Annotated in this window: 16 protein-coding genes; 9 read left to right on the top strand and 7 right to left on the bottom strand. The window is 53.2% G+C overall.

Annotated elements, in window-relative coordinates:
* Positions 1 to 16 precede the first annotated feature (16 nt).
* Both HCX89_RS12515 and HCX89_RS12510 read right to left on the bottom strand, forming a co-directional pair.
* The gene (locus HCX89_RS12515; RefSeq protein ID WP_071237593.1) at positions 17 to 934 is read right to left on the bottom strand and encodes a LysR substrate-binding domain-containing protein; all 918 of its coding nucleotides are present in this window, start codon (positions 932 to 934) and stop codon (positions 17 to 19) included.
* A gap of 5 nt (positions 935 to 939) precedes the next feature.
* Entirely contained in the window at positions 940 to 1,683 is a 744-nt protein-coding gene (locus HCX89_RS12510; protein ID WP_028779263.1) for a class I SAM-dependent methyltransferase, read from the bottom strand.
* A 116-nt stretch (positions 1,684 to 1,799) separates the two neighbouring features.
* Between HCX89_RS12510 and gloB the strand changes: the two genes are divergently transcribed.
* From gloB to HCX89_RS12495, 3 genes are all read left to right on the top strand, one after another.
* Positions 1,800 to 2,612 (top strand): hydroxyacylglutathione hydrolase, encoded by an 813-nt coding sequence (gene gloB, locus HCX89_RS12505; RefSeq protein WP_144168271.1) that lies wholly within the window; start codon positions 1,800 to 1,802, stop codon positions 2,610 to 2,612.
* 274 nt (positions 2,613 to 2,886) lie between these two features.
* Positions 2,887 to 4,419: a LysM peptidoglycan-binding domain-containing protein gene (locus HCX89_RS12500; RefSeq protein WP_252348041.1), complete on the top strand. Its 1,533-nt coding sequence runs from the start codon at positions 2,887 to 2,889 to the stop codon at positions 4,417 to 4,419.
* Positions 4,420 to 4,586: 167 nt separating this feature from the next.
* Complete coding sequence (locus tag HCX89_RS12495) at positions 4,587 to 6,137, top strand: PAS domain-containing methyl-accepting chemotaxis protein (protein WP_167716242.1); 1,551 nt, start codon at positions 4,587 to 4,589, stop codon at positions 6,135 to 6,137.
* A gap of 98 nt (positions 6,138 to 6,235) precedes the next feature.
* Here the strand turns inward: HCX89_RS12495 and HCX89_RS12490 are convergent, their stop codons facing one another.
* Genes HCX89_RS12490 through HCX89_RS12480 form a run of 3 tightly spaced genes read right to left on the bottom strand, consistent with a single transcriptional unit; the run spans position 6,236 to position 9,145 of the window.
* Positions 6,236 to 6,778 carry a BsuPI-related putative proteinase inhibitor gene (locus HCX89_RS12490; protein ID WP_115390428.1) on the bottom strand — a complete coding sequence of 181 codons (543 nt, stop codon included), beginning with the start codon at positions 6,776 to 6,778 and terminating at the stop codon, positions 6,236 to 6,238.
* Positions 6,775 to 8,610 carry an AsmA family protein gene (locus HCX89_RS12485; protein ID WP_167716240.1) on the bottom strand — a complete coding sequence of 612 codons (1,836 nt, stop codon included), beginning with the start codon at positions 8,608 to 8,610 and terminating at the stop codon, positions 6,775 to 6,777. The genes HCX89_RS12490 and HCX89_RS12485 overlap by 4 nt, the downstream gene beginning before the upstream one ends.
* A 40-nt stretch (positions 8,611 to 8,650) precedes the next feature.
* Entirely contained in the window at positions 8,651 to 9,145 is a 495-nt protein-coding gene (locus tag HCX89_RS12480) for a putative 4-hydroxy-4-methyl-2-oxoglutarate aldolase (protein ID WP_107004755.1), read from the bottom strand.
* Positions 9,146 to 9,355: 210 nt separating this feature from the next.
* Between HCX89_RS12480 and HCX89_RS12475 the strand changes: the two genes are divergently transcribed.
* From HCX89_RS12475 to HCX89_RS12465, 3 genes are all read left to right on the top strand, one after another.
* Positions 9,356 to 9,673 (top strand): hypothetical protein, encoded by a 318-nt coding sequence (locus HCX89_RS12475; RefSeq protein ID WP_025009657.1) that lies wholly within the window; start codon positions 9,356 to 9,358, stop codon positions 9,671 to 9,673.
* A gap of 363 nt (positions 9,674 to 10,036) precedes the next feature.
* Positions 10,037 to 11,035: an ABC transporter substrate-binding protein gene (locus HCX89_RS12470; RefSeq protein ID WP_071237597.1), complete on the top strand. Its 999-nt coding sequence runs from the start codon at positions 10,037 to 10,039 to the stop codon at positions 11,033 to 11,035.
* Positions 11,032 to 12,357, top strand: coding sequence for a GGDEF domain-containing protein (locus HCX89_RS12465; RefSeq protein WP_071237598.1), 1,326 nt, complete (start codon positions 11,032 to 11,034; stop codon positions 12,355 to 12,357). Before HCX89_RS12470 ends, HCX89_RS12465 begins: the two co-directional genes overlap by 4 nt.
* 31 nt (positions 12,358 to 12,388) lie before the next feature.
* On the opposite strand, the gene msrQ is transcribed toward HCX89_RS12465, so the two are convergent.
* The gene (gene msrQ, locus HCX89_RS12460; protein ID WP_083390240.1) at positions 12,389 to 13,003 is read right to left on the bottom strand and encodes a protein-methionine-sulfoxide reductase heme-binding subunit MsrQ; all 615 of its coding nucleotides are present in this window, start codon (positions 13,001 to 13,003) and stop codon (positions 12,389 to 12,391) included.
* The gene (gene msrP, locus HCX89_RS12455; protein ID WP_107004988.1) at positions 13,000 to 13,995 is read right to left on the bottom strand and encodes a protein-methionine-sulfoxide reductase catalytic subunit MsrP; all 996 of its coding nucleotides are present in this window, start codon (positions 13,993 to 13,995) and stop codon (positions 13,000 to 13,002) included. The genes msrQ and msrP overlap by 4 nt, the downstream gene beginning before the upstream one ends.
* 279 nt (positions 13,996 to 14,274) lie before the next feature.
* Here msrP and rmuC point away from each other — a divergent pair, with 279 nt between their 5' ends.
* The 3 genes from rmuC to HCX89_RS12440 all read left to right on the top strand — a co-directional run bounded on the left by rmuC (position 14,275) and on the right by HCX89_RS12440 (position 18,656).
* Positions 14,275 to 15,771 (top strand): DNA recombination protein RmuC, encoded by a 1,497-nt coding sequence (gene rmuC, locus HCX89_RS12450; protein WP_071237600.1) that lies wholly within the window; start codon positions 14,275 to 14,277, stop codon positions 15,769 to 15,771.
* Positions 15,772 to 15,819: 48 nt separating this feature from the next.
* The gene (locus HCX89_RS12445; RefSeq protein ID WP_243880120.1) at positions 15,820 to 17,769 is read left to right on the top strand and encodes a transglycosylase SLT domain-containing protein; all 1,950 of its coding nucleotides are present in this window, start codon (positions 15,820 to 15,822) and stop codon (positions 17,767 to 17,769) included.
* 170 nt (positions 17,770 to 17,939) lie between these two features.
* Positions 17,940 to 18,656, top strand: a complete 717-nt coding sequence (locus tag HCX89_RS12440; protein ID WP_025009651.1) for an EAL domain-containing protein — start codon at positions 17,940 to 17,942, stop codon at positions 18,654 to 18,656.
* The last annotated feature ends 13 nt before the right edge of the window (positions 18,657 to 18,669 follow it).

The following is an 18,669-nucleotide window of genomic DNA, read 5'->3' as shown; positions in this document are numbered from 1 at the left end:
TTTAGAGGCTTGGTCTCTAATGACTACCTTTGTCCGCGACTGTCTTGAGTTTCAAAAATTTGCCGCAAAAGTCGATAAAGGCCTGCGCCAACGGCGTCAGGCTGTGGCTCTTGTGGCGGATGAGGTAAAACGGCCGCTCGAGCGCCAGTCCCTCCACCTCCACCAACGCCAGCTCTCTGCGAGCCAGCTCTTTATCCAGTGTCAGCTCAGACAAAACCCCAAGCCCGGCGCCCTGCTTCACCGCCTGTTTGATGGCATCCGGAGTTGGAAAACAGAAACGGGCTTCTGGCTGCAGGTCAAGGCGGTTGGCGGCATCGACAAAGTACTCCCGGGTGCCCGAGCCCTCTTCTCTCAATACCCAGGAGAGCCCCTTGAGCTCGCTTGGCGATACCTTGCTTCCCGCCAGCGGGTGCGCCGGATGGCAGAACACCTTGAGACAGTCCTGATGCCAGGGCAATACGGCGATACGACTGTCGAGGCAATAACCTTCAATAAAGCCCAACTCGGCGCGAAACTCGGCCACATCACGGATAACCTTACGGGTATTGTCTATCGCCAAGTCGACCTGAGTCTGAAGGTGCTGCTGGCTGAATGCCACCGCCGCCTTGGCAAGCAGAAAATTGCCTATGGTGGAACTGGCGCTGACATTTAACATACCGGCCAGTTCATGGTTGTTCGGAGTAAAAGCCTGCTCTATGCGCTCGATGCGCTGCAGCACATCGCTGGCCAGTGGCAACAGCAGACTGCCTTGAGAGTTGAGCTGCAAGCGGTTGCCTATACGCTCAAACAAACGGGTATCGAGCTGCTTTTCAAGCTCCGACAGTGCCATGGAGGTGGCCGGCGCGGAGAGGTTAACCCGCTCGGCGGCCTTGGCCACCTGGCCTGTGCGGGCCACGGCTTCAAAAATCATTAACTGTTTCAGGGTAATACGCATTGCAATTATTGCTCTTCTTTAGTGTGGCGCTCCAGTTGCCTGCCGGAGAATCCCGGTGTCGGCGTGGGTTGCCAGCCGGGGATCCGCTGACGACGTTTATCCCCCAAGGGGGTTAACGGCGAATCCAGCTTGCGGGCCACCAATAGATACAGAGAGCCGGTACCCGGCAGCCACTTTTGCTGCCAATGATGCCATATCCTCAAGGGCGCGGCTTCGCTGAGCAGCGAATGGTACAAGAGCCGCTCATCGTGCACCAACTGATACCCCAGAAGCCCCAGCCAGTCCTTGACCCTGGCCGGCATAAAGAAATGGCCGCTCCAGGGTAAAGCCTGCTGAAATCTGGGCAGCAGCTTGCCGAAAAAGGCGCAGCTGAACGGGTTAATCCCGACGATGAAAAGATAACCTCCGCTGACCAGCACTCTGTCGGCTTCACGTAAAATCCGGTAAGGGTTTGCCTCAAACTCCAGCACCAGGTTCATCACCACCGCATCTATGCTGGCCGGAGCCAACGGCAGCGAGGCAAAATCGGCAACTATCGAAGCGCCGTTGCCGGGATAGAGGGAAAACTGATGCCCGACCGGACAGTTTTTGATCTCGAGTTCGCGGCTTAAGGCCCCCAGGCGCAACAGATGATAACCAAACACTCTGGGCCACCAATAGGCCAGTTTGCTTTCCAGTTCACGTTTAATAGTCTCACCGGCTGGCAAACTGTCCCAGGAGCTGGGTCTGGACTCAGACGAGAGAGGCATAGATACTCCGGTTAAGCCGTTCTAGGCTCAGCTTAATAACGAACCCCCTATACAAGCAAGTATGAGGCTCAGTAAAATTGAAACTGATCCCGTCGACTCAAAGGAGCCTTGAGCTTATGTCCAATGTCAATGTCCCCCTCGCCCGGCCAAAGATAACGCCCATTGCCGCCTTCGATGACAACTATATCTGGGCCATAGTGGCACCCCAAGGTGATTGCTGTTGGGTGGTGGACCCGGGTGATGCCGCGCCCGTGTTGGCTTTTTTGGCACAAAATAATCTGACGCTGGCCGGGGTACTGATAACTCACCATCACAGCGACCATACCGGCGGTATCCAGGCCTTAAAGGAAACTTTCGGCTCGCTCCCGGTATACGGGCCTGCCAATCCGGCCATCAAAGGCATTACCCGGGTACTAACCGAGGAAGGCGAATATCGGCTTGAGCCTAGGCAAGGCCGATTTGCTTTAGAGTGCCGACTGTTCAAGGTTCCCGGGCACACGCTGGATCATATCGCCTACTTGATTGGCGATGCCCTCTTTTGCGGCGATACCCTGTTCTGCGCCGGCTGCGGCCGCCTGTTTGAAGGCAGTGCCGAACAGATGTACCACTCCTTGAGTCAGTTTGCGGCCCTCGATGACAACACCAAGGTGTATTGCACCCATGAGTACACCTTGGCCAATCTGCGTTTTGCCAAAGCCGTTGAGCCGGATAACCAGGCACTGGCTGACTACCAACTTGCAGCCGAAGCGCTGCGCGAGCAGCAACACCCCACACTCCCCTCCACTATTGGTCGTGAAAAGGCCATCAATCCCTTTATGCGCTGCCAAAAGAACACACTGCAGAACGTACTGGAGGCCCACAGCGGCCACCCCTGCCATGATCCCGTGAGCCGCTTTGCAGTTCTCAGGCAATGGAAAGACAATTTCTGAAAACCGGGTTACAATAAGCCGCTTTTTTGTGTCGTTATTATGACAACGCTAGGCCAAGATAGATTTATCTACTTGTTTTAAATAACAATACTTGGCTTCCAGTAACGGCACTTCTTTTTCACCACGGAAACAAAACCAGGGTAAAAGTACCACCCAAGGTACTATCCCGGGCCAAGGGACCAGGCCTATCCCGGGTTTCCGTTTGATGTGCGTTTGCCTGTCTGTTCAGGCCATCATTCGAGGATTGCTGTTTTTGAAGCAAATCAGATTTTTTATGTTGGCGGGGAGCCTTTCCCTGCTTGGCGGCTGTCAGCTGCTGTCTCAGGCGCCGGAGTCCACTGCCGAAGCGCCGGTCAAGGCCACTCCGGCTCCGGTCATCACTCAGGCTCCACAAGTCATCAGTGAGCCGGAAGTCGCTGTCACAGATGTATGGCAACGGATCCGCAGCCAACTCAATATGCCGGTTCCCGATGAGAAGCTGGTGCGCCAGTACCGTCAGTGGTACATCAATAATCCAAGACACCTGGAGCAGATCTCCGAGCGGGCTGCCCCTTTTATGTATTTGATTGTCGAGCAGATAGAAGAGCGTAAATTGCCGATGGAGCTGGCGCTGCTGCCGATAGTGGAAAGTGCCTTCGACCCCTTTGCCTACTCCCATGGTGCCGCCTCCGGGCTGTGGCAGTTTACGGCGCCCATGGCGCTGCATTTTGGTCTGGAGATCAACTGGTGGTATGACGGACGCCGCGACGTACCAGCTGCCACGGCCGCTGCGCTGAATATGATGGAATACCTTTACGACAAGACGGGCGAGAACTGGCTCTATGCCATTGCCGCGTATAACACAGGCGAAGGTCGGGTGTTGAACGCGGTTAAGCGTAACCGTCAAAAGGGGCAAGCTACCGATTTCTGGTCCCTGTCACTGCCCAAGGAAACCGAGCGTTATGTGCCGCAACTGCTGGCACTGGCCGATGTGATCAAAAACGCCGACAAATACGGCATTAACCTGACACCGATTGCCAACGAGCAGAAGTTGGAAGTTGTCGATGTCGGCAGCCAGATAGATCTGGCTCTGGCGGCGCGCCTGGCCGGTATGGAAGTCAATGAACTGCAACAGTTCAACCCGGGTTTTAATCGCTGGGCCACAGCGCCGGAAGGGCCACACAAATTGGTACTGCCGTTGGACAAGGCCAAAGAGTTTGAAATCGCCCTGGCCAGCACTGAACCCAGCGAGCGCCTCAACTGGCTCAGATACAAGATCCGTAAGGGTGACTCCCTTGGAGTGATAGCCAAGAAACATCATACCAGTATCGATGTGATCCGTTCTGTCAACGGCATCAGTGGCAACAATATTGTCGCCGGTAAGCACCTGTTGATCCCGGTCGCCCTCAAGGATGCATCGGCCTACCCGCTCTCCAAAGAGCAGCGTCTGGGTCAGAATAAGTCCGGCAAGAGTAAACGCAGCTACCATGTCAAGTCCGGTGACTCCCTGTGGCAGATAGCCAAGGATAATGGTGTCAGTGTCAACGAGCTGGTGAAATGGAACGGTATCTCGGCCAAGACGCCGTTGCGTCCCGGGAAACAGCTGACCATCTGGACTAAAGCCTCTGGCAAATCCCAGAATGCCAACGCCGTAATGCGCACCGTGAAATACAAGGTTCGCTCCGGGGATTCGCTGGCACGAATAGCCAGCAAGTTCAATGTCACTGTGGATGATCTGCTGGAATGGAACCAGCTCAAGGCCAGTAAATACCTGCAACCCGGACAGATGTTGACCCTGTTCGTGGATGTGACCCGAGTCAAGACCTGATAAAAACTCCTACCCAAGCGGTATCTTTGATGCCGCTTTTGATCCTGCTCTAACTTTCACAAGCCGCTTCGGTACAATTGTTAACCATTTGTTCGCTGTCACAAATTTGACGCTCATCTTTGTCGATAATCATCCGCTGAATTAATCCACCCTAAATAAAAACAAAAATGAGCAGAGATTTGTCCATTACCGGCATCGAGACGCCGGTGCCTGAAGGTGCCCGTATTCTATCAACCACAGATCTCAAAGGGCGTATCACCCACATCAATCAGGAATTTGTCGAACTTTGTGGCTTTTCCCATGAAGAGTTGTTGGGCCATGGGCATAACATAGTGCGCCATCCTCATATGCCCAAGGCAGCCTTTGCCGATCTCTGGCAACAGATCAAGAGTGGCAACAGCTGGATGGGTTTGGTGAAAAACCGCCGCAAGGATGGTGGTCACTATTGGGTCAACGCCTACGTCACCCCGATCCGCCGAAAAGGCAAAATAGTTGAATATCAATCAGTGCGAACCAAGGCAACACCAGAACTGATTGCCAGAGCCGAGGCCTGCTACCTGGCCATCAGTCAGGGAAAATCAGTACTGCCACGCGTTAAACTCGACCTGACAACCAAACTGGCACTATGCTGGGGTGCATCACTGCTATCCTTGGTGCCCCTGCCCTGGCTAAGCGGCCTCTGGCAATTTGTGCCTGTCTGCACCGCGGCAACTTTGATGGGCTGGAGCCTTTTCAGACTCAAACAAAGGTTAAAAAATGTCAGTCAACTCAGCCGCGGAGTACAGAATAATCCACTGATGCAGGCTATTTACTGTAACAGCACAGATGAACTCGCCGAGCTGGAATTGAGCCTGAGAATGCAGCAGGCCGAGATATTCGCCATCACAGGGCGGATAAAAGACAGCGGTGAGATCCTCGATAACAGTTTGAGTGCCCATCAGGCCGCAGTCGATGCCAACTACCGCGAACTGGCACAGCAAACCGGCGCACTGAAACAGCAAGGTGATGCCATCAACGAACTCAAAGGTGCTGTGACAGAGATTGCCGAAACTTCCGCCGACACCGCCAACGAGGTCACTGAGCTTGAGCAAAGTAACCGGCAAACGCTCGAAGCCCTGGCCGCCAGCCGCGCAGCCAACAGTGAAATCACCGCTCTGCTTACCAAGGTGGAGGCTCAACTGCTGGCGCTGGATAAACGCTGCAGCAGCATTAACACCGTGCTGGAAGTGATAGAGCAACTATCGGATCAGACCAACCTGCTGGCACTCAATGCGGCAATCGAAGCGGCCCGGGCCGGTGAAGCCGGCCGCGGATTTGCCGTGGTGGCCGATGAGGTACGTAACCTTGCAATGCGCTCCGGTGAATCCGCCGGTGAAATACATCAAATTATTGCCGAGCTCAGTCTGCAAAGTCGGCAGACAGTGACCGAGATGGAGCGCAGCCAGCAACTGACCAAAGAAAGTCTGCAACTGGAGCAAAAGTTGGCGCAGCGGTTGGATGAAGCCACCAGTGCCCTGGGCCGAATTGCCGCACACAGCCAGCAAATCGCCGTTGCCACGGAGCAGCAAGCCTGTGTGGTTGAGCAGTTGCACCGCCACTCAGAGCAGTTGCAACAAGGGGTTGGCAGCCTGACCAGCAACAGTGAAGCCGCAAGCCATCACGGCGAAGAGTTGACCCGCCAAAGTGAACGGCAAAAGGAACTGATAGCCCAGTTTTAACGCGCTTTACCGCCCGTTACAGCTTGGTCAAAGACTGAGTATCCCAATAAAAAAGTCAGGATTAACCTGACTTTTTTATTCCAACCTAGATAAGCGCCTTAACGCCTCGCCACCGGCACTTCCAGCATGGCCATAGCCGCCAACTTGGACTCCAGAGGTTTGCCTTCAAAGCGGGCCTGGAAGCTGTATCCCTCAGGGCCAATTCGCTCAAGTGTCTTGGCCGGTACCTTGAACATCACTTTCAGCGTCTGTCCCGGCTTGATACTGGTATCTCTGATAGCCTGAGTGAACATCATTTCATCCGACCAAGCCCAGACTCGCTGTTCCTTATCATCCACCAACCAGAGATCCGCCGTCATCCCTGAGTTAAAGCGGATCCCAACCACATACTCGCTCGGGTTACGGATCTCCAGCATCGCCTGCAGCGGCTGCTTATTGACTACTTCTGCAAACGTCAGTTTACCCTCAAGCAAGGCAGCTGTCGGTGCTTTTTTGATGGTACCAAAGTGCAGTGTCGGCATTCTGAGTTCCTCCATCCCAGTCGGGGTCTTTTGAGGTACAGGCTCAGTAGTTGCAGCATTGGAGCCGCTGCAACCTGCGAGTGCCAAGACCGCCAGCAAAGGCAAAACGGCGCGCATCATTTACCTCCTCCGAGTTTCTTGAAGATGCTGTCTTTAAGTTTATCTTTCACCTTCTCGGTTTCTTCCTTGAGTTTGGAATCAAACAGCGCCTGGGTATCGAGTGCAAACTTGGGTTCCTGGAATGAACCGGAAATCATCAGCGGAATTTCAACACCGGCCAGATCATTCTTGCCTTCACCGCCTTGGCCCTTGAGGCTGCCGACCACTGAGGTTTTCAGCTTATAGTCCAACTGCTCACTGATAAGGTTGGCGCTACCGGCACCCGCCAAGCGAATGAGTGGTGAGGCCATCGCCAGATCCGGGTTATTGGCCACACCATTTTTCAGACTGAAACTGCCGGTCAGGCTGGAGAAGTCTGTCTTGCGTTCGCCCTCTTCCTGAGCCGACAAATCACCTTTTAGCTTGGCCTGGGCACTGCGGATCATATGAGGGATATTCACGCCGTAAAGGGCACCGTCACTGATTTCAAACTTGCCGTTGGCGTCCAGGTTTTGCTTGATGTTATCCGGAATTAGGCTCTTGCCTTTACCTTTGACATTAAAAGCGGTGGCACCGGCAAGAATTTCCAAATCGGCCGCATCCTTGAGCAAAGGTTGAATTTTGACGCCACTGAGCTGAGTATCAAAATTGTAGCTGGCGACCTTGTTGCGACCGTCAAGTTGTGCCTTGGTCATCAGTTTGCCCTGATACAAGTCAGCGCTGAGCTGCTTCATATCCAGCACGCCATTGTTCAGAGCCAGATCCATTTTCCAGTTTTCAGTGGTCAAGCCGGTAGCCTTAATGGCCTTAACAGTAAGATCCATGGCGAAGTTGACCTGCTTCATCGCACTCAAGTCCGGTTCACTGCCGGCCTTGGCGACCGTTGCCGACTCAGTGGTTTTGGCTGCGGCTTTATCTTCCTCACCGGCAGGCAGTAACTTGTCGAGGTCAATTTCCCCCAGTGCCAACTTGGCTTTTACATCCGGTACCTTGCCGCCGAAAGCCACTTTAAGATCCCCTTTGCCTTCAATATCGGCCACCTTGAGACTGCTCAATACCAGCTCGGCGTTTTGACGGTTGAGATCCAATTTCACATCGGTATTCAGATCGGCGCTCAACTTGCCGCCGGGCATACTCTTGCCTTCAACGCGATTTTCAATGGCAAAGCCGGTGATCTCCAACTGCTTCATGTCCGGTGAGATCTTCAATTGCCCTTTACCCTCGCTGGCAATTTTCATGTCCGGCATGCTGCCGCTGAACTTATAAGCCAGAGAGGCAAATTTACCCAGCGAAAACTCGCCCAGGGTCAGGGACTCAAGTACAAAGGTTTGGTCACTGCCACTGCGCTTGTCGAGCAGATGAATTTGGGTATTGGTGATATTGATGCCACCGATATTGAGACTGGCCAGCCCCTGAGCGTTGCCTTCGGTATTCTTGGGTTGCTCTTTGGCCGTACCGGCATCGCCGCTGAGCCCATCCAGACTGGTGCGGCCGTCTTTCTGGGTTATGAGATCCAGTTTCAAGCCATCGAGGTTTAACTGGGCAATTTCCACTTCTTTACGAAACAGCGGCATCAGAGCAACTTCAGCGACAACCTGATTAACTGCCAACATCTGTTTCTCGTCGAAACCATCCGGGTTACTCAGGCTGATACCGCCCAATTCAATTCCCAGAGTCGGGAAAAAAGTCCAGTTGAGATCCTGACTGATGACCAATTCACGCCCTGTCTGTTTTTTTACCGCATCGACTATTTCGGGTTTAAAGTCGTTGGGATCAAATAACAAGGTCAAATACAGAACCAGACCGAGAAACAATACCGCGAAAATACCCAGTATCCACTTAACCACTTTCATAATAGTTTCCTTGTTCAACAATAAGGACAAAGGCGCTTGTTCAACTGATAAAGGCCATATTCAAGGGATTTTGGCTGACGGCGATGCCATTATCATCGGCATAGAGCATCATGCCGGGAGTTATCTGCACATCGCCAATGGAGAGCGCACAGTTGATTTCTCCAGCCCCCTTACGCTCGGTTTTGATAGGTACCGCCGCCAGGGCCTTTACCCCAAGCTGCATGGTCGCCAAGGTGGCAACATCGCGCACGGCGCCATAAATCACGACTCCCTGCCAACCATGGTCAACTGCGCTTTGGGCAATAAGGTCTCCCATCAGGGCCTTGGATGTAGAGGCGCCACCGTCCACCAACAGCACTTTACCCGTGCCATCAGTAGCCAACAGCTGCTTCACCATGGAATTATCCTCGAAACACCTGACGGTTACGGCTTCGCCCCAAAAAATAGACTTGCCACCAAACTGGTGAAAAACAGATGGCAGCAACATGAGATCATTTTCATAATGATCAAAGAGATCCGGTAACAAATCCAGCATATAGGCCTCCGTGCAAATACTGCTTTCTAGGTTAACGCCCTTATCCTGCCACCACAAGTTTCATGATAGCAAAACAGGCATCTCCTACGCTGTGCAGTGAAATGCTTGAGTAAGTTCGGAAATATACTATAAACTACTACAAGTGACAGCTTTACGATCCCTTTATCCTGTCCACTCTTTCGGGCAAAACTTCGTTTTAAGTGAACATACATGACAAAAGATCTCGATTTGCAGAGTGCTATTGCGGCGCTCGATGCATATGGATATGAAAAAAAACACTCAACGGATCTTGAGCAAGCCAGAAACAAACAACAGATGACCCGTTACTTGAAGTCTTTGGACTATAGCCTCAGGCGTTTGAAGCTTCTGCAGGAAGCGGTCAATGAATTGGTCGAAGAAACGCAGAACGACTTGCATAAACAAGAGCAAGTACAAACCTTCAAGACCAAGGTCATCAATTTATCCCGCGAACTCAATATGTCCTACGATGAAGTATTGGTCTATATGGCCAATCAAGGCGGTAAGTAAGTCCTATAGGGAAGTGAGTTCAGTATCGATTGCAATATAGTTCGATATACCAGAAAGGCGCAGACAATATCTGCGCCTCTCTTTTTATAACAATGATATAAACCCTTTCTGTCCAACAACTATTTATTCCATCTTTTAAATTTCATTCCGTTATTGAAAGTTTCTGATGCTTAACAAAAAGCAATAAGTATCCGCTCAAATCCCCAACCTATTATTCGTCCGGATTATTCCAAATAATCCCATGAAAATTATGAGGCTTTATAGCGCACCCTCTTGTTTGCACTACACTTAGGGAAAGTACAAACGGCCCAGTTTGAAAAGATAAGGGCTCAAAGCTGTGACGAATGGAGGGCAGCAACCACTATGGGAAAGATGCTAGTGCCTTTGGCTCTGCTGCTACTCTTGTTTATCTGGCTCAGCGGGCCCAGGCAACCAACCTCCCCTGTTTTACTCAATCAGACCCCGGTTCGCATCGCCGTGTCCACCTCGCTGCTTTCAGCCCCTGTCATCATTGCCGATAAGCTCGAACTCTTTGCCCGCGAAGGCGTCTATGTGGTGCTGCAACCACTTCAAGGTGGCGATCTTTGTTTCGAGGCCCTGCTCTATCACAGGGCGGATCTGGCCACCAGCTCAGAGTCAGTGGTGATGTTCAACAGCTTTGAGCGAACCGACTTTACCGTGCTGGCCAGCTTTGCCGAATCGGATAACGACATTAAGCTGTTAACCCTGAGCCAGAGCGGTATCACTACCCCGGCGCAACTGGATGGCAAACGCGTTGGAGTCGTTGCCGGCAGTGCCAGCGAGTACTTTCTCGATACCATACTGAATATTGCCGGACACCCAGCCTTGGCGCCAGTTAGGGTGGATATCCGTCCGTCTCGCTTGGCACCGGCGCTGTTGGCCGGCGATGTGGATGCGATTTCAGTTTGGGAGCCCTACGGATTTCAGCTGCTCAAGCATCAACCGGGCAAGATAAGCGAGTTCCCCAGCCGGGGGTTATATAGCCTTTCTTTCAATCTCATCAGTCGTAAGGCCGACAACCAAGCGTACTACGAGCATCATGTGCGGATCCTCAAGGCGTTGAAACTCGCCAGTGAATTTATTGTTCTGCACCCGCAGGAAGCCCGTCAACTGGTTGCCGAGTATCTGCACCTGCCAACAGAGGAGGTTGCCGCCCTCTGGCCCGACTACCTGTTCCGTCTGTCGCTGGGTAACAGCCTGCTCAGTAATCTGCAGTCGCAGGCCCGCTGGGCCATGGCCAGCGGCACCATTGAAGCCAAGCAGCTACCGGATTTCAGAAGCGTCATAGATCCCACTGCATTGGATCAGATACAACACATGTCTTTGGTGGAGCAGCAATGAAGCTATCCAGCCGCCTCAATATCCTGGTCATTCTCTGCATCACCCTGACGCTGGTACTGGCGCTGTCACTGCTGCAACAGCGCCATTTTTCCCAGCAGACATTCCAGCAGATGCACAAACTGGTGGAGCTGCAACTGCATCTGGATCTACTGCGCTCCAACTTATGGCTGTTGCAGCAATACCGGGATAACCGGGCAGTTGAAAATACCCAGCGGGATCTGCTGCGCCTCAACGCCCTCTTGAGTAACACTCAGGTCGATGATGAGCAGCAACAGCAGCTATTGGCCAATTTAAAACGCCAGAGCAGCAACATCAGTACCCTGCTGGAGCATTCCCTGCCCAAGCTGTCGCTGATAGCAGATGATCAGTTGGTCAGCAGCATGTTGCTGTCCAGATACAATATGAGCATTCAATCCATGAGCGAAGATCTGTTTCGCTTTCAACATTACACCATGGACAGAGCCCGTATGCTGCAGCTCAGTCATCTCTATCTCAACGGCGCCCTGCTGCTGGCCATTGCCCTGTTGGTGACAGGCTTTACCCTGCATACTCTGAGGCGTTTTCGGCGCCACTTGGGCAGTTTGAAACGCGGCATTCGCGATCTGGCCAAAGGCGATCTTCACAGCCGTATCAGGTTGGAACAACAGGATGAACTCTCGGAGCTGGCCAATGAATTCAACAATATGAAACAGGCATTGATGGAAACTACAGCCCGAAAGGAGCAGTTACAGCTGGAAGTGGAGGCGCAAACCCGTCAGTTGCAGCAGCAACAGGATAGATTAAGATATTTGGCGGATCATGACGATCTCACCGGCGCACTCAATCGCGGTGCCGCCACCACCGAGCTGGAAAACGCCATAGTACGTTGTCAACGTCAACAGCTTAAAGCGGCGCTGCTGTTTATCGATCTGGATAAATTCAAACCCATCAACGACAACTTTGGCCACAGCGCAGGTGACGCAGTGCTGGTGGAAATCGCCAAAAGGCTGCGAGAGACCTTAAGACGCTCGGATTTGGTGGCCCGTATCGGCGGCGATGAATTTATCATCTGGCTGGAGCCGATAAATAGCCGCGAAGAAGTCTGTGCCGTGTTGGAAAAGATTCATGCCTTGGGTGCCGATATCCCCTGGCAAGGGCAACAACTGCAAGTCGGCCTGAGTACCGGCATCAGTCTCTATCCTGAGCATGGCGACACCCTGGCCGAACTCATCGGCGCTGCCGACAGTGCCATGTATCAGGCCAAGCAGGCACTACCTCAGGCTTCCATGGAACTGGCACTAAAGAAGCGCTACAGCTTTGCCTCACCCAGTGCCGATGCCTGACTATGCTTGCCCGGCCACACACGCCTGAACTTCAAACTGCCGGCCAAAGGCGCCTAAACCAGCTGAACCTCGGCAGTCTTATCGCCAACAACAGCAACATGGCAGCAAGGTAAAGACTGGGCTCAATGATTTCAGACTTCACCGACCAGTAATAATGCACAGGTACCAACAGGGCTATGGCATAGATACTGTAATGCAGTTGCTGCCAACGTCGCCCCATCCGGCGCTGCAATGCCTTGAACGAGGTCAGCGCCAGCGCAGCAAGCAACAACCAGGCGCTGGCCCCCACCAGAATATAGGGACGCTTGATAATTTCACTGAGTAGCAGCTCCCAGGCAAACAGCAGATCCAGGCTGAAATAGCTGAGAATATGCAAGCAGGCCCAGGCAAATACCCAGAGTCCGAGCAAACGCCGGGTCTGCATCAAAAAACCCAATTTGAATTTTCTGGCAACAGGCGATACCAACAAGGTGGCCACCAAGACATTGAGCGCCCCTTTGCCGGTAAAATGGATAATATATTGCACAGGATCGCCACCGGCACTGTCTGTCACCACTTGCAGAGCCAAATAAAGCAGTGGCAAGCCGGCCGCCAAATGCAGCAACGCCTTTAACCAAGGCAGTAGCTTGGGGTCTAGACGCATCAATAATATTTCCTTAAATCCAGATCCCGGTAGAGATGGGCTACCTGCTCGCCATAACCGTTGAACATCTGGGTCGGGATCCGTTTGGCAGAGAAGATCCCACCTTCGGCAATCCGCCGCTCTGTCGCCTGTGACCAGCGCGGGTGATCCACCTTGGGGTTCACGTTGGCATAAAAACCATATTCATGGGGTGCCAGCTGATTCCAACTGGTCGGTGGCTGTTTGTCCAAAAGCCTAATTTTCACGATAGATTTAATGCTCTTGAAACCGTATTTCCAGGGCACCACCAAACGCACGGGAGCCCCATTTTGCGGCGGCAGTGTCTTGCCATAGAGGCCCACCGACAGGAAGCTTAACTCGTTCATCGCCTCATCGAGTCTTAATCCCTCCACATAGGGATAATGAATGCCGCCGCCCATCAGGCGATTGCGTTGCCCCGGCATCTGCTCGGGATCAAACAGGGTTTCAAAGGCCACATGAGTTGCAGAGGATTTAACTCCGGCCTTGGCCAGCAAAGCCGCCAGCGGAAAGCCGATCCAGGGGATCACCATGGACCAGGCCTCGACACAGCGCAAACGATAGTGGCGCTCCTCCAGGGGAAGCAACTTGAGCAGATCGTCATAGTCCAGCGTCAAAGGGCGCTCGACCTCACCTTCCACTTTCAGCATCCAGGGATTGACCTTGAGGCCCTGACTGTTTTCGAAGGGATCTTGTTTACCTGTGCCAAACTCGTAGAAGTTGTTATGGCGGATCACCTTGTCAAGGGGTGTCAGGCTTCCCGGTAATTGAAAGTTCGGGTTGCTGCGATAGTTGAGATTTGAGGTCACAAATGCCTCGCTCTCGCGCTTTTCACCAAAAAGGTCAAACAGGCCTGCCTGAACATGGCCGGGAATACTGGCACCTATGGCGCCGAGCCCCAACGCCTTGACTATGTTGCGTCGATCGCGAAACACGGCTTCCGGCGTGACTTCTGTTGCCGGCAACTCCCAGGGCATTTGCCTGCCGATACCCTGGTTAAATTTTTTATTGCTCACAGAGACCTCTCAATAGCTGCAGTCAATTCAGTTTATAAGACCCAGGCAGGCAAAGAAAAATTTCTTGCTGGAATAATTCCTGCGGCTCCATTGGCTGAACCTTGGCTGACAAGGGGTACAAAATGGGCAACTCTTGGCCATTTATCCTGAGTCTGCATGCCCTGGGCCTTGAAGGCCCTGACTCATTCTGCGACTCTATCCGGGTTTTCCGCTCCTCTTTTTGCACTCAAGGGACATGATATGGACTTGGCCACCACAATTTCCGCGCCTCAACTCATTGCCGCCGCAGCCGTATTACTGCTGGGTATCTTGCTTGGCGCCCTCTTTAATCAGCGCATGACCCGCGGCCGCTGGCAACAGATCAAAGACCAGTTGGTGCTGCAACATGAACAAAGATGCAGCGAACTTAACGAACAACTCAGCAACAGCCAGGAAAAAGCCGAATGGCTGGTGTCCCAGCTCGGCAAGGCAGAGGCCATTGCCGAGCGGGTGCCCGACCTTGAACAGCAACTCAAGGATGCTCAGCGCAAGCAGTTGGAAACTCAGTTAAACCTGTCAAAATCCAATGCCATGCAGCAGACAATCAGCGCCCGCTTCGACGCCGAGCAGCAGGCGCTCAACGATAAGATTGAACTGCTTGAGCGCAGTGAAGCCCGCCTGAAAGAGCAATTTGAAAACCTGGCCAACAAAATTTTTGAAGACAGAAGCGAAAGGCTAAAATCCCAGAATCTATCGCAGCTGGATGGTGTTCTTGGACCACTGAAGCAACAACTCGAAGGATTCAGAAGACAAATTCATGAATCCTACTCACAGGAACAGAGTGAACGTTCCTCACTGAAACACCAGCTGGAAGATCTCAAGCAGCTCAACCTGCGCATGAGCCAGGATGCGGTCAACCTCACCAAAGCGCTCAAGGGTGACAACAAGCAGCAAGGCAATTGGGGGGAAGTGATCCTGGAGCGGGTGCTGCAGGAAAGTGGCCTCAGACAAGGGCACGAGTATGACGTGCAGCAGGATCTGAAAAATGATGCCGGCAAGCGCTTTAAACCCGATGTCATCGTCCACCTGCCGGCCAACAAGGATGTAGTGATAGATGCCAAGATGTCACTGCTAGCCTATGAGCGCTACTACAATGCCGAAACCGATGAAGAGCGCGCCCTGGCGCTGCGTGAACATATCAACTCTATCCGCGGTCATATCAAAGGCCTGAGTCAGAAGGACTATCAGCAACTGCATGGCATCAAGAGCCTAGATTATGTGCTGATGTTTATTCCGGTGGAACCCGCCTTCCTGCTGGCGCTGGAACAAGAGCCGCAGTTGGTTAATTTTGCGCTCGAAAACAACATCATGCTCGTCAGCCCAACCAATCTTTTGGTGGCACTGCGCACCATCAATAACATCTGGCGCTACGAGTATCAGAACCAACATGCACAGAGGATCGCCAGGCAAGCCGGAAAAATTTACGATAAACTCTGTGGCTATCTGGAAGATATGGACAAACTCGGGCGCGCGCTGGACAATGCAGAGAAGTGTTTCAACGGCGCCATGAATAAGCTGGCTACCGGCAGGGGTAACCTTGTCCGCCAGGCTCACCAGATGCAACAGCTGGGCGTTGAAACCAGTAAACAACTGGATAAACAGTTGCTTGAAAAGGCGATGACAGAGACTTCCTTGCCGACAGACCAGGAGGTTGATGCCATAGAGGATACAGAGCCGGACAGCGAACTGGCTTCCTGAGCTCAACCCCGCTCTCAAGTGAACCAGGCCATCAACAAGGAGTTTTAGATGCGCAGAGCCTTGACCCGAATCGCCCTCGCCGGCAGTGTTGCCTTGAGTGCATTGACAGTATCCACTCCCTGGATGCTGTTTCCCGGGATAGGCCATGCGGCCAAGGCACCTGCCGCTTTGGAGCAACAACGCCAAAGCTACCTAAAGGCCAGAGAAGCGCTGGATAAGGGCCAACTTGAGGAGTATCGCAAGCTCAGGGCCCAACTCAAGGATTATCCACTCAGTATCTATCTGGATTTTCACGCCGAGCTGGATGACATAATGGCGCTTTCTGGCTCAAAGGCGCTAAAGGCATTGGACAAGTTTGAGCATTCACCCTTGCACGCCAGTGCCCGCCACAGGTACCTGGTGCAAGCCGGTGCCGACAAACGCTGGCAAGACTTTCTGGCCATTTCCCCGGAACTTCCACGAGCCACAGAGCTGCAATGCTATTTTTACCGGGCCAAGCTTGGCCAGGGTGAGGCTCAGGTCGCCTGGGATGGCGCTCGCCAACTCTGGCTCTATGGTCGCTCCCGTCCCAAGGAGTGCGATCCCCTGTTCAATGCCTGGAGCAAGGCCGGGCACCGCACTCAGGAATTGATTTGGTCGCGGATGATGCTGGCCTTTGATGCCGGCCAAAGCGGTCTGTTGCAGTATCTGGGGCGTAAAGTGACTCAGCATCAGAGCCAGGCCAAGCTGCTGCAGGCGGTATACAAAGATCCCAATCGCCTCAGGCACATGAATCAGTTTGATGGCGATGCCCCCATCTACAGCGATATAGTGTCCGCCGGGCTTAAGCGCCTGGCCCGCAAAGATCTGCGTCAGGCAGTTCGCCTGTACGTCAAGTATGAAAAAGCCGGCAGATTCAGCGATTTCCAAGGGCGACAACTCAACCGTTATCTGGTCAGACGAGCGCTTATCGTCGAGGACGAGGGGCTTAGAGATCATATCGACACCATGCTGCCGCTGCTCAAGGCCGACGATCTGACCGAGCGCCGTCTGCGCTGGGCTATTGCCGAGCAAAATGACGCCGATATCCGCCGTTTTCTGCCGCTGCTCAGCGACGAAGGCCGCAACGATGCCCGCTGGCGCTACTGGCACCTGAGGGTCAATGGCCGGGACGATACCATGCTCGAAGCGCTCAGCAAAGAGCGTAATTTCTATGGTTTCTGGGCCGCCGCCGAACTCGGTGTCGCCCCCAACCTGGCGCATGTGCCGACTCAATCCCAGGCGCAAATGCAGGCAAGACTCGCCGATGACAAGGCGCTGGCGCGGGTATCTGAACTGCTGGCACTGGATAAACTGGTCGATGCCCGCATCGAATGGAGCCAAATGCTCGCCCGCCACAACAAGCAGATGCGCGCCCAGTACGGCGTCTACGCTCAGGAGCAAGGTTGGGACGCGCTGGCGGTTGAAGCCAGTATTCAGGCTAGGCTATGGAATGATATGGAGATGCGCTTTCCCTATGCAGCAGACCCTTTCTTTACCCGGGCAGGCAAAGACTTCAAGGTCAATGTCAATGAAATTCGAGCAATCTCCCGCCGCGAAAGCGCCTTCTACCCTTATGCGACTTCGTCAGTGGGCGCCAGAGGCCTGATGCAGCTGATGCCGGCCACCGCCAAGCAAACCGCAAAAGAGTTCAAACTGGCGTTCAACGGCAGTCGCAGTCTGTACGACCCGGCCATCAATGTGCCACTCGGTAGCGCCTACTACACCAAGCTACTGGAACAGTTTGACAACAACCGGGTGCTGGCCGTTGCCGCTTACAATGCTGGCCCTCACAGGGTAAAGCGTTGGTTGAAGCAGAGCGATGGCAAACTGGATGTGATGAGCTTTATCGAAACCATCCCCTTCAGTGAAACCCGCTCCTATGTGCAGGCCGTATTCACCTACCGGCAGATTTATGAGCTGCGTCAACAACAGGCGCTGCCACAATTCAGTGAAACAGAGCTTGGCCGCCGCTATTGAAGCGGCGGTGAATTGGCACTGAGTCAATTTCCCAACGCTTTGATATTAAAGCGCTTGTTCCTCGCTGTATTTTTCAGCGCTCGGTACTTTAGTGGGGTAAATGGGCTTGTTATCCCACGGCTATAATGGGAATAATTAGCATTCATTTAGCTAACTCCGTTGATGACTGCATGGATCTTTCTCCTCCGCGGCACATTGCCTGCGAATATCAGCCACTTGTTTGCCCCCGGACCCTGACCATTCAGGGCTATGAGGCCCTGGCCCGCTTTTACAATCAAGAGGGAAAGGCGCTGGCGCCCAATCTGGTATTCGACTGGCTGCACAGAGACAGCCGCGCCCTGGCGGCGGTAGAACTGCAAGCCAAGCTGTTGCAACTCAATCAGGCGCCTAAAACGCCAAGGCTGCACCTGAATCTGGATCCCCACGCGCTGGACAGCGCCAACTGTCAATGCATGATGCAGGCGCTGGACAAATATCAGCAGCAAACCGGAGGCTTGACGGTAGAGCTGATAGAAAACACCTGTGTCAATGACGCCGATAAAGCCCAGGCACTACTCAAGGAACTGCACCGCCGCGGGATTACCGTGGCACTCGATGATGTCGGTGCTCCCCATGCCATGGTGTCGCTGCAACTGCTGACTGCCATCGACTGCATCAAGCTCGACCGTCACTGGCTGAGTGCCATCAAGGCACCGCTCATGGCTAAGCTTTTGGAAAATCTGCTTAATTTTGCCAAGTCCTGCCAAAAAATAACTATACTCGAAGGAATTGAAACCGAGCAGCACCTGTCTCAGGCACTGGCTTTGGATGTGGATTTAGTGCAAGGTTTCTATTTCAGACCTCAGTTCATCCAGACGGAGCCGGAACTGATTTCAGTGACCATCTAACAAGGAAGCCAAT

The organism is Shewanella sp. Iso12, from assembly GCF_012030025.1.
Lineage (GTDB): Bacteria > Pseudomonadota > Gammaproteobacteria > Enterobacterales > Shewanellaceae > Shewanella > Shewanella algae.
Note: the sequence above shows the minus strand (reverse complement) of the source record. Positions and strands in the feature narration are given on the sequence as shown.

What these genes read in the sequence shown, in the direction of transcription:
- HCX89_RS12510 (WP_028779263.1), bottom strand. Translation starts at nt 1,683, where the DNA reads ATGCCTCTCTCGTCTGAGTCCAGACCCAGCTCCTGGGACAGTTTGCCA.
- HCX89_RS12500 (WP_252348041.1), top strand. Translation starts at nt 2,887, where the DNA reads ATGTTGGCGGGGAGCCTTTCCCTGCTTGGCGGCTGTCAGCTGCTGTCT.
- HCX89_RS12445 (WP_243880120.1), top strand. Translation starts at nt 15,820, where the DNA reads ATGCGCAGAGCCTTGACCCGAATCGCCCTCGCCGGCAGTGTTGCCTTG.
- HCX89_RS12515 (WP_071237593.1), bottom strand. Translation starts at nt 934, where the DNA reads ATGCGTATTACCCTGAAACAGTTAATGATTTTTGAAGCCGTGGCCCGC.
- HCX89_RS12490 (WP_115390428.1), bottom strand. Translation starts at nt 6,778, where the DNA reads ATGATGCGCGCCGTTTTGCCTTTGCTGGCGGTCTTGGCACTCGCAGGT.
- HCX89_RS12475 (WP_025009657.1), top strand. Translation starts at nt 9,356, where the DNA reads ATGACAAAAGATCTCGATTTGCAGAGTGCTATTGCGGCGCTCGATGCA.
- msrP (WP_107004988.1), bottom strand. Translation starts at nt 13,995, where the DNA reads ATGCCCTGGGAGTTGCCGGCAACAGAAGTCACGCCGGAAGCCGTGTTT.
- HCX89_RS12470 (WP_071237597.1), top strand. Translation starts at nt 10,037, where the DNA reads ATGGGAAAGATGCTAGTGCCTTTGGCTCTGCTGCTACTCTTGTTTATC.
- rmuC (WP_071237600.1), top strand. Translation starts at nt 14,275, where the DNA reads ATGGACTTGGCCACCACAATTTCCGCGCCTCAACTCATTGCCGCCGCA.
- HCX89_RS12495 (WP_167716242.1), top strand. Translation starts at nt 4,587, where the DNA reads ATGAGCAGAGATTTGTCCATTACCGGCATCGAGACGCCGGTGCCTGAA.
- HCX89_RS12465 (WP_071237598.1), top strand. Translation starts at nt 11,032, where the DNA reads ATGAAGCTATCCAGCCGCCTCAATATCCTGGTCATTCTCTGCATCACC.
- HCX89_RS12480 (WP_107004755.1), bottom strand. Translation starts at nt 9,145, where the DNA reads ATGCTGGATTTGTTACCGGATCTCTTTGATCATTATGAAAATGATCTC.
- HCX89_RS12440 (WP_025009651.1), top strand. Translation starts at nt 17,940, where the DNA reads ATGGATCTTTCTCCTCCGCGGCACATTGCCTGCGAATATCAGCCACTT.
- HCX89_RS12485 (WP_167716240.1), bottom strand. Translation starts at nt 8,610, where the DNA reads ATGAAAGTGGTTAAGTGGATACTGGGTATTTTCGCGGTATTGTTTCTC.
- gloB (WP_144168271.1), top strand. Translation starts at nt 1,800, where the DNA reads ATGTCCAATGTCAATGTCCCCCTCGCCCGGCCAAAGATAACGCCCATT.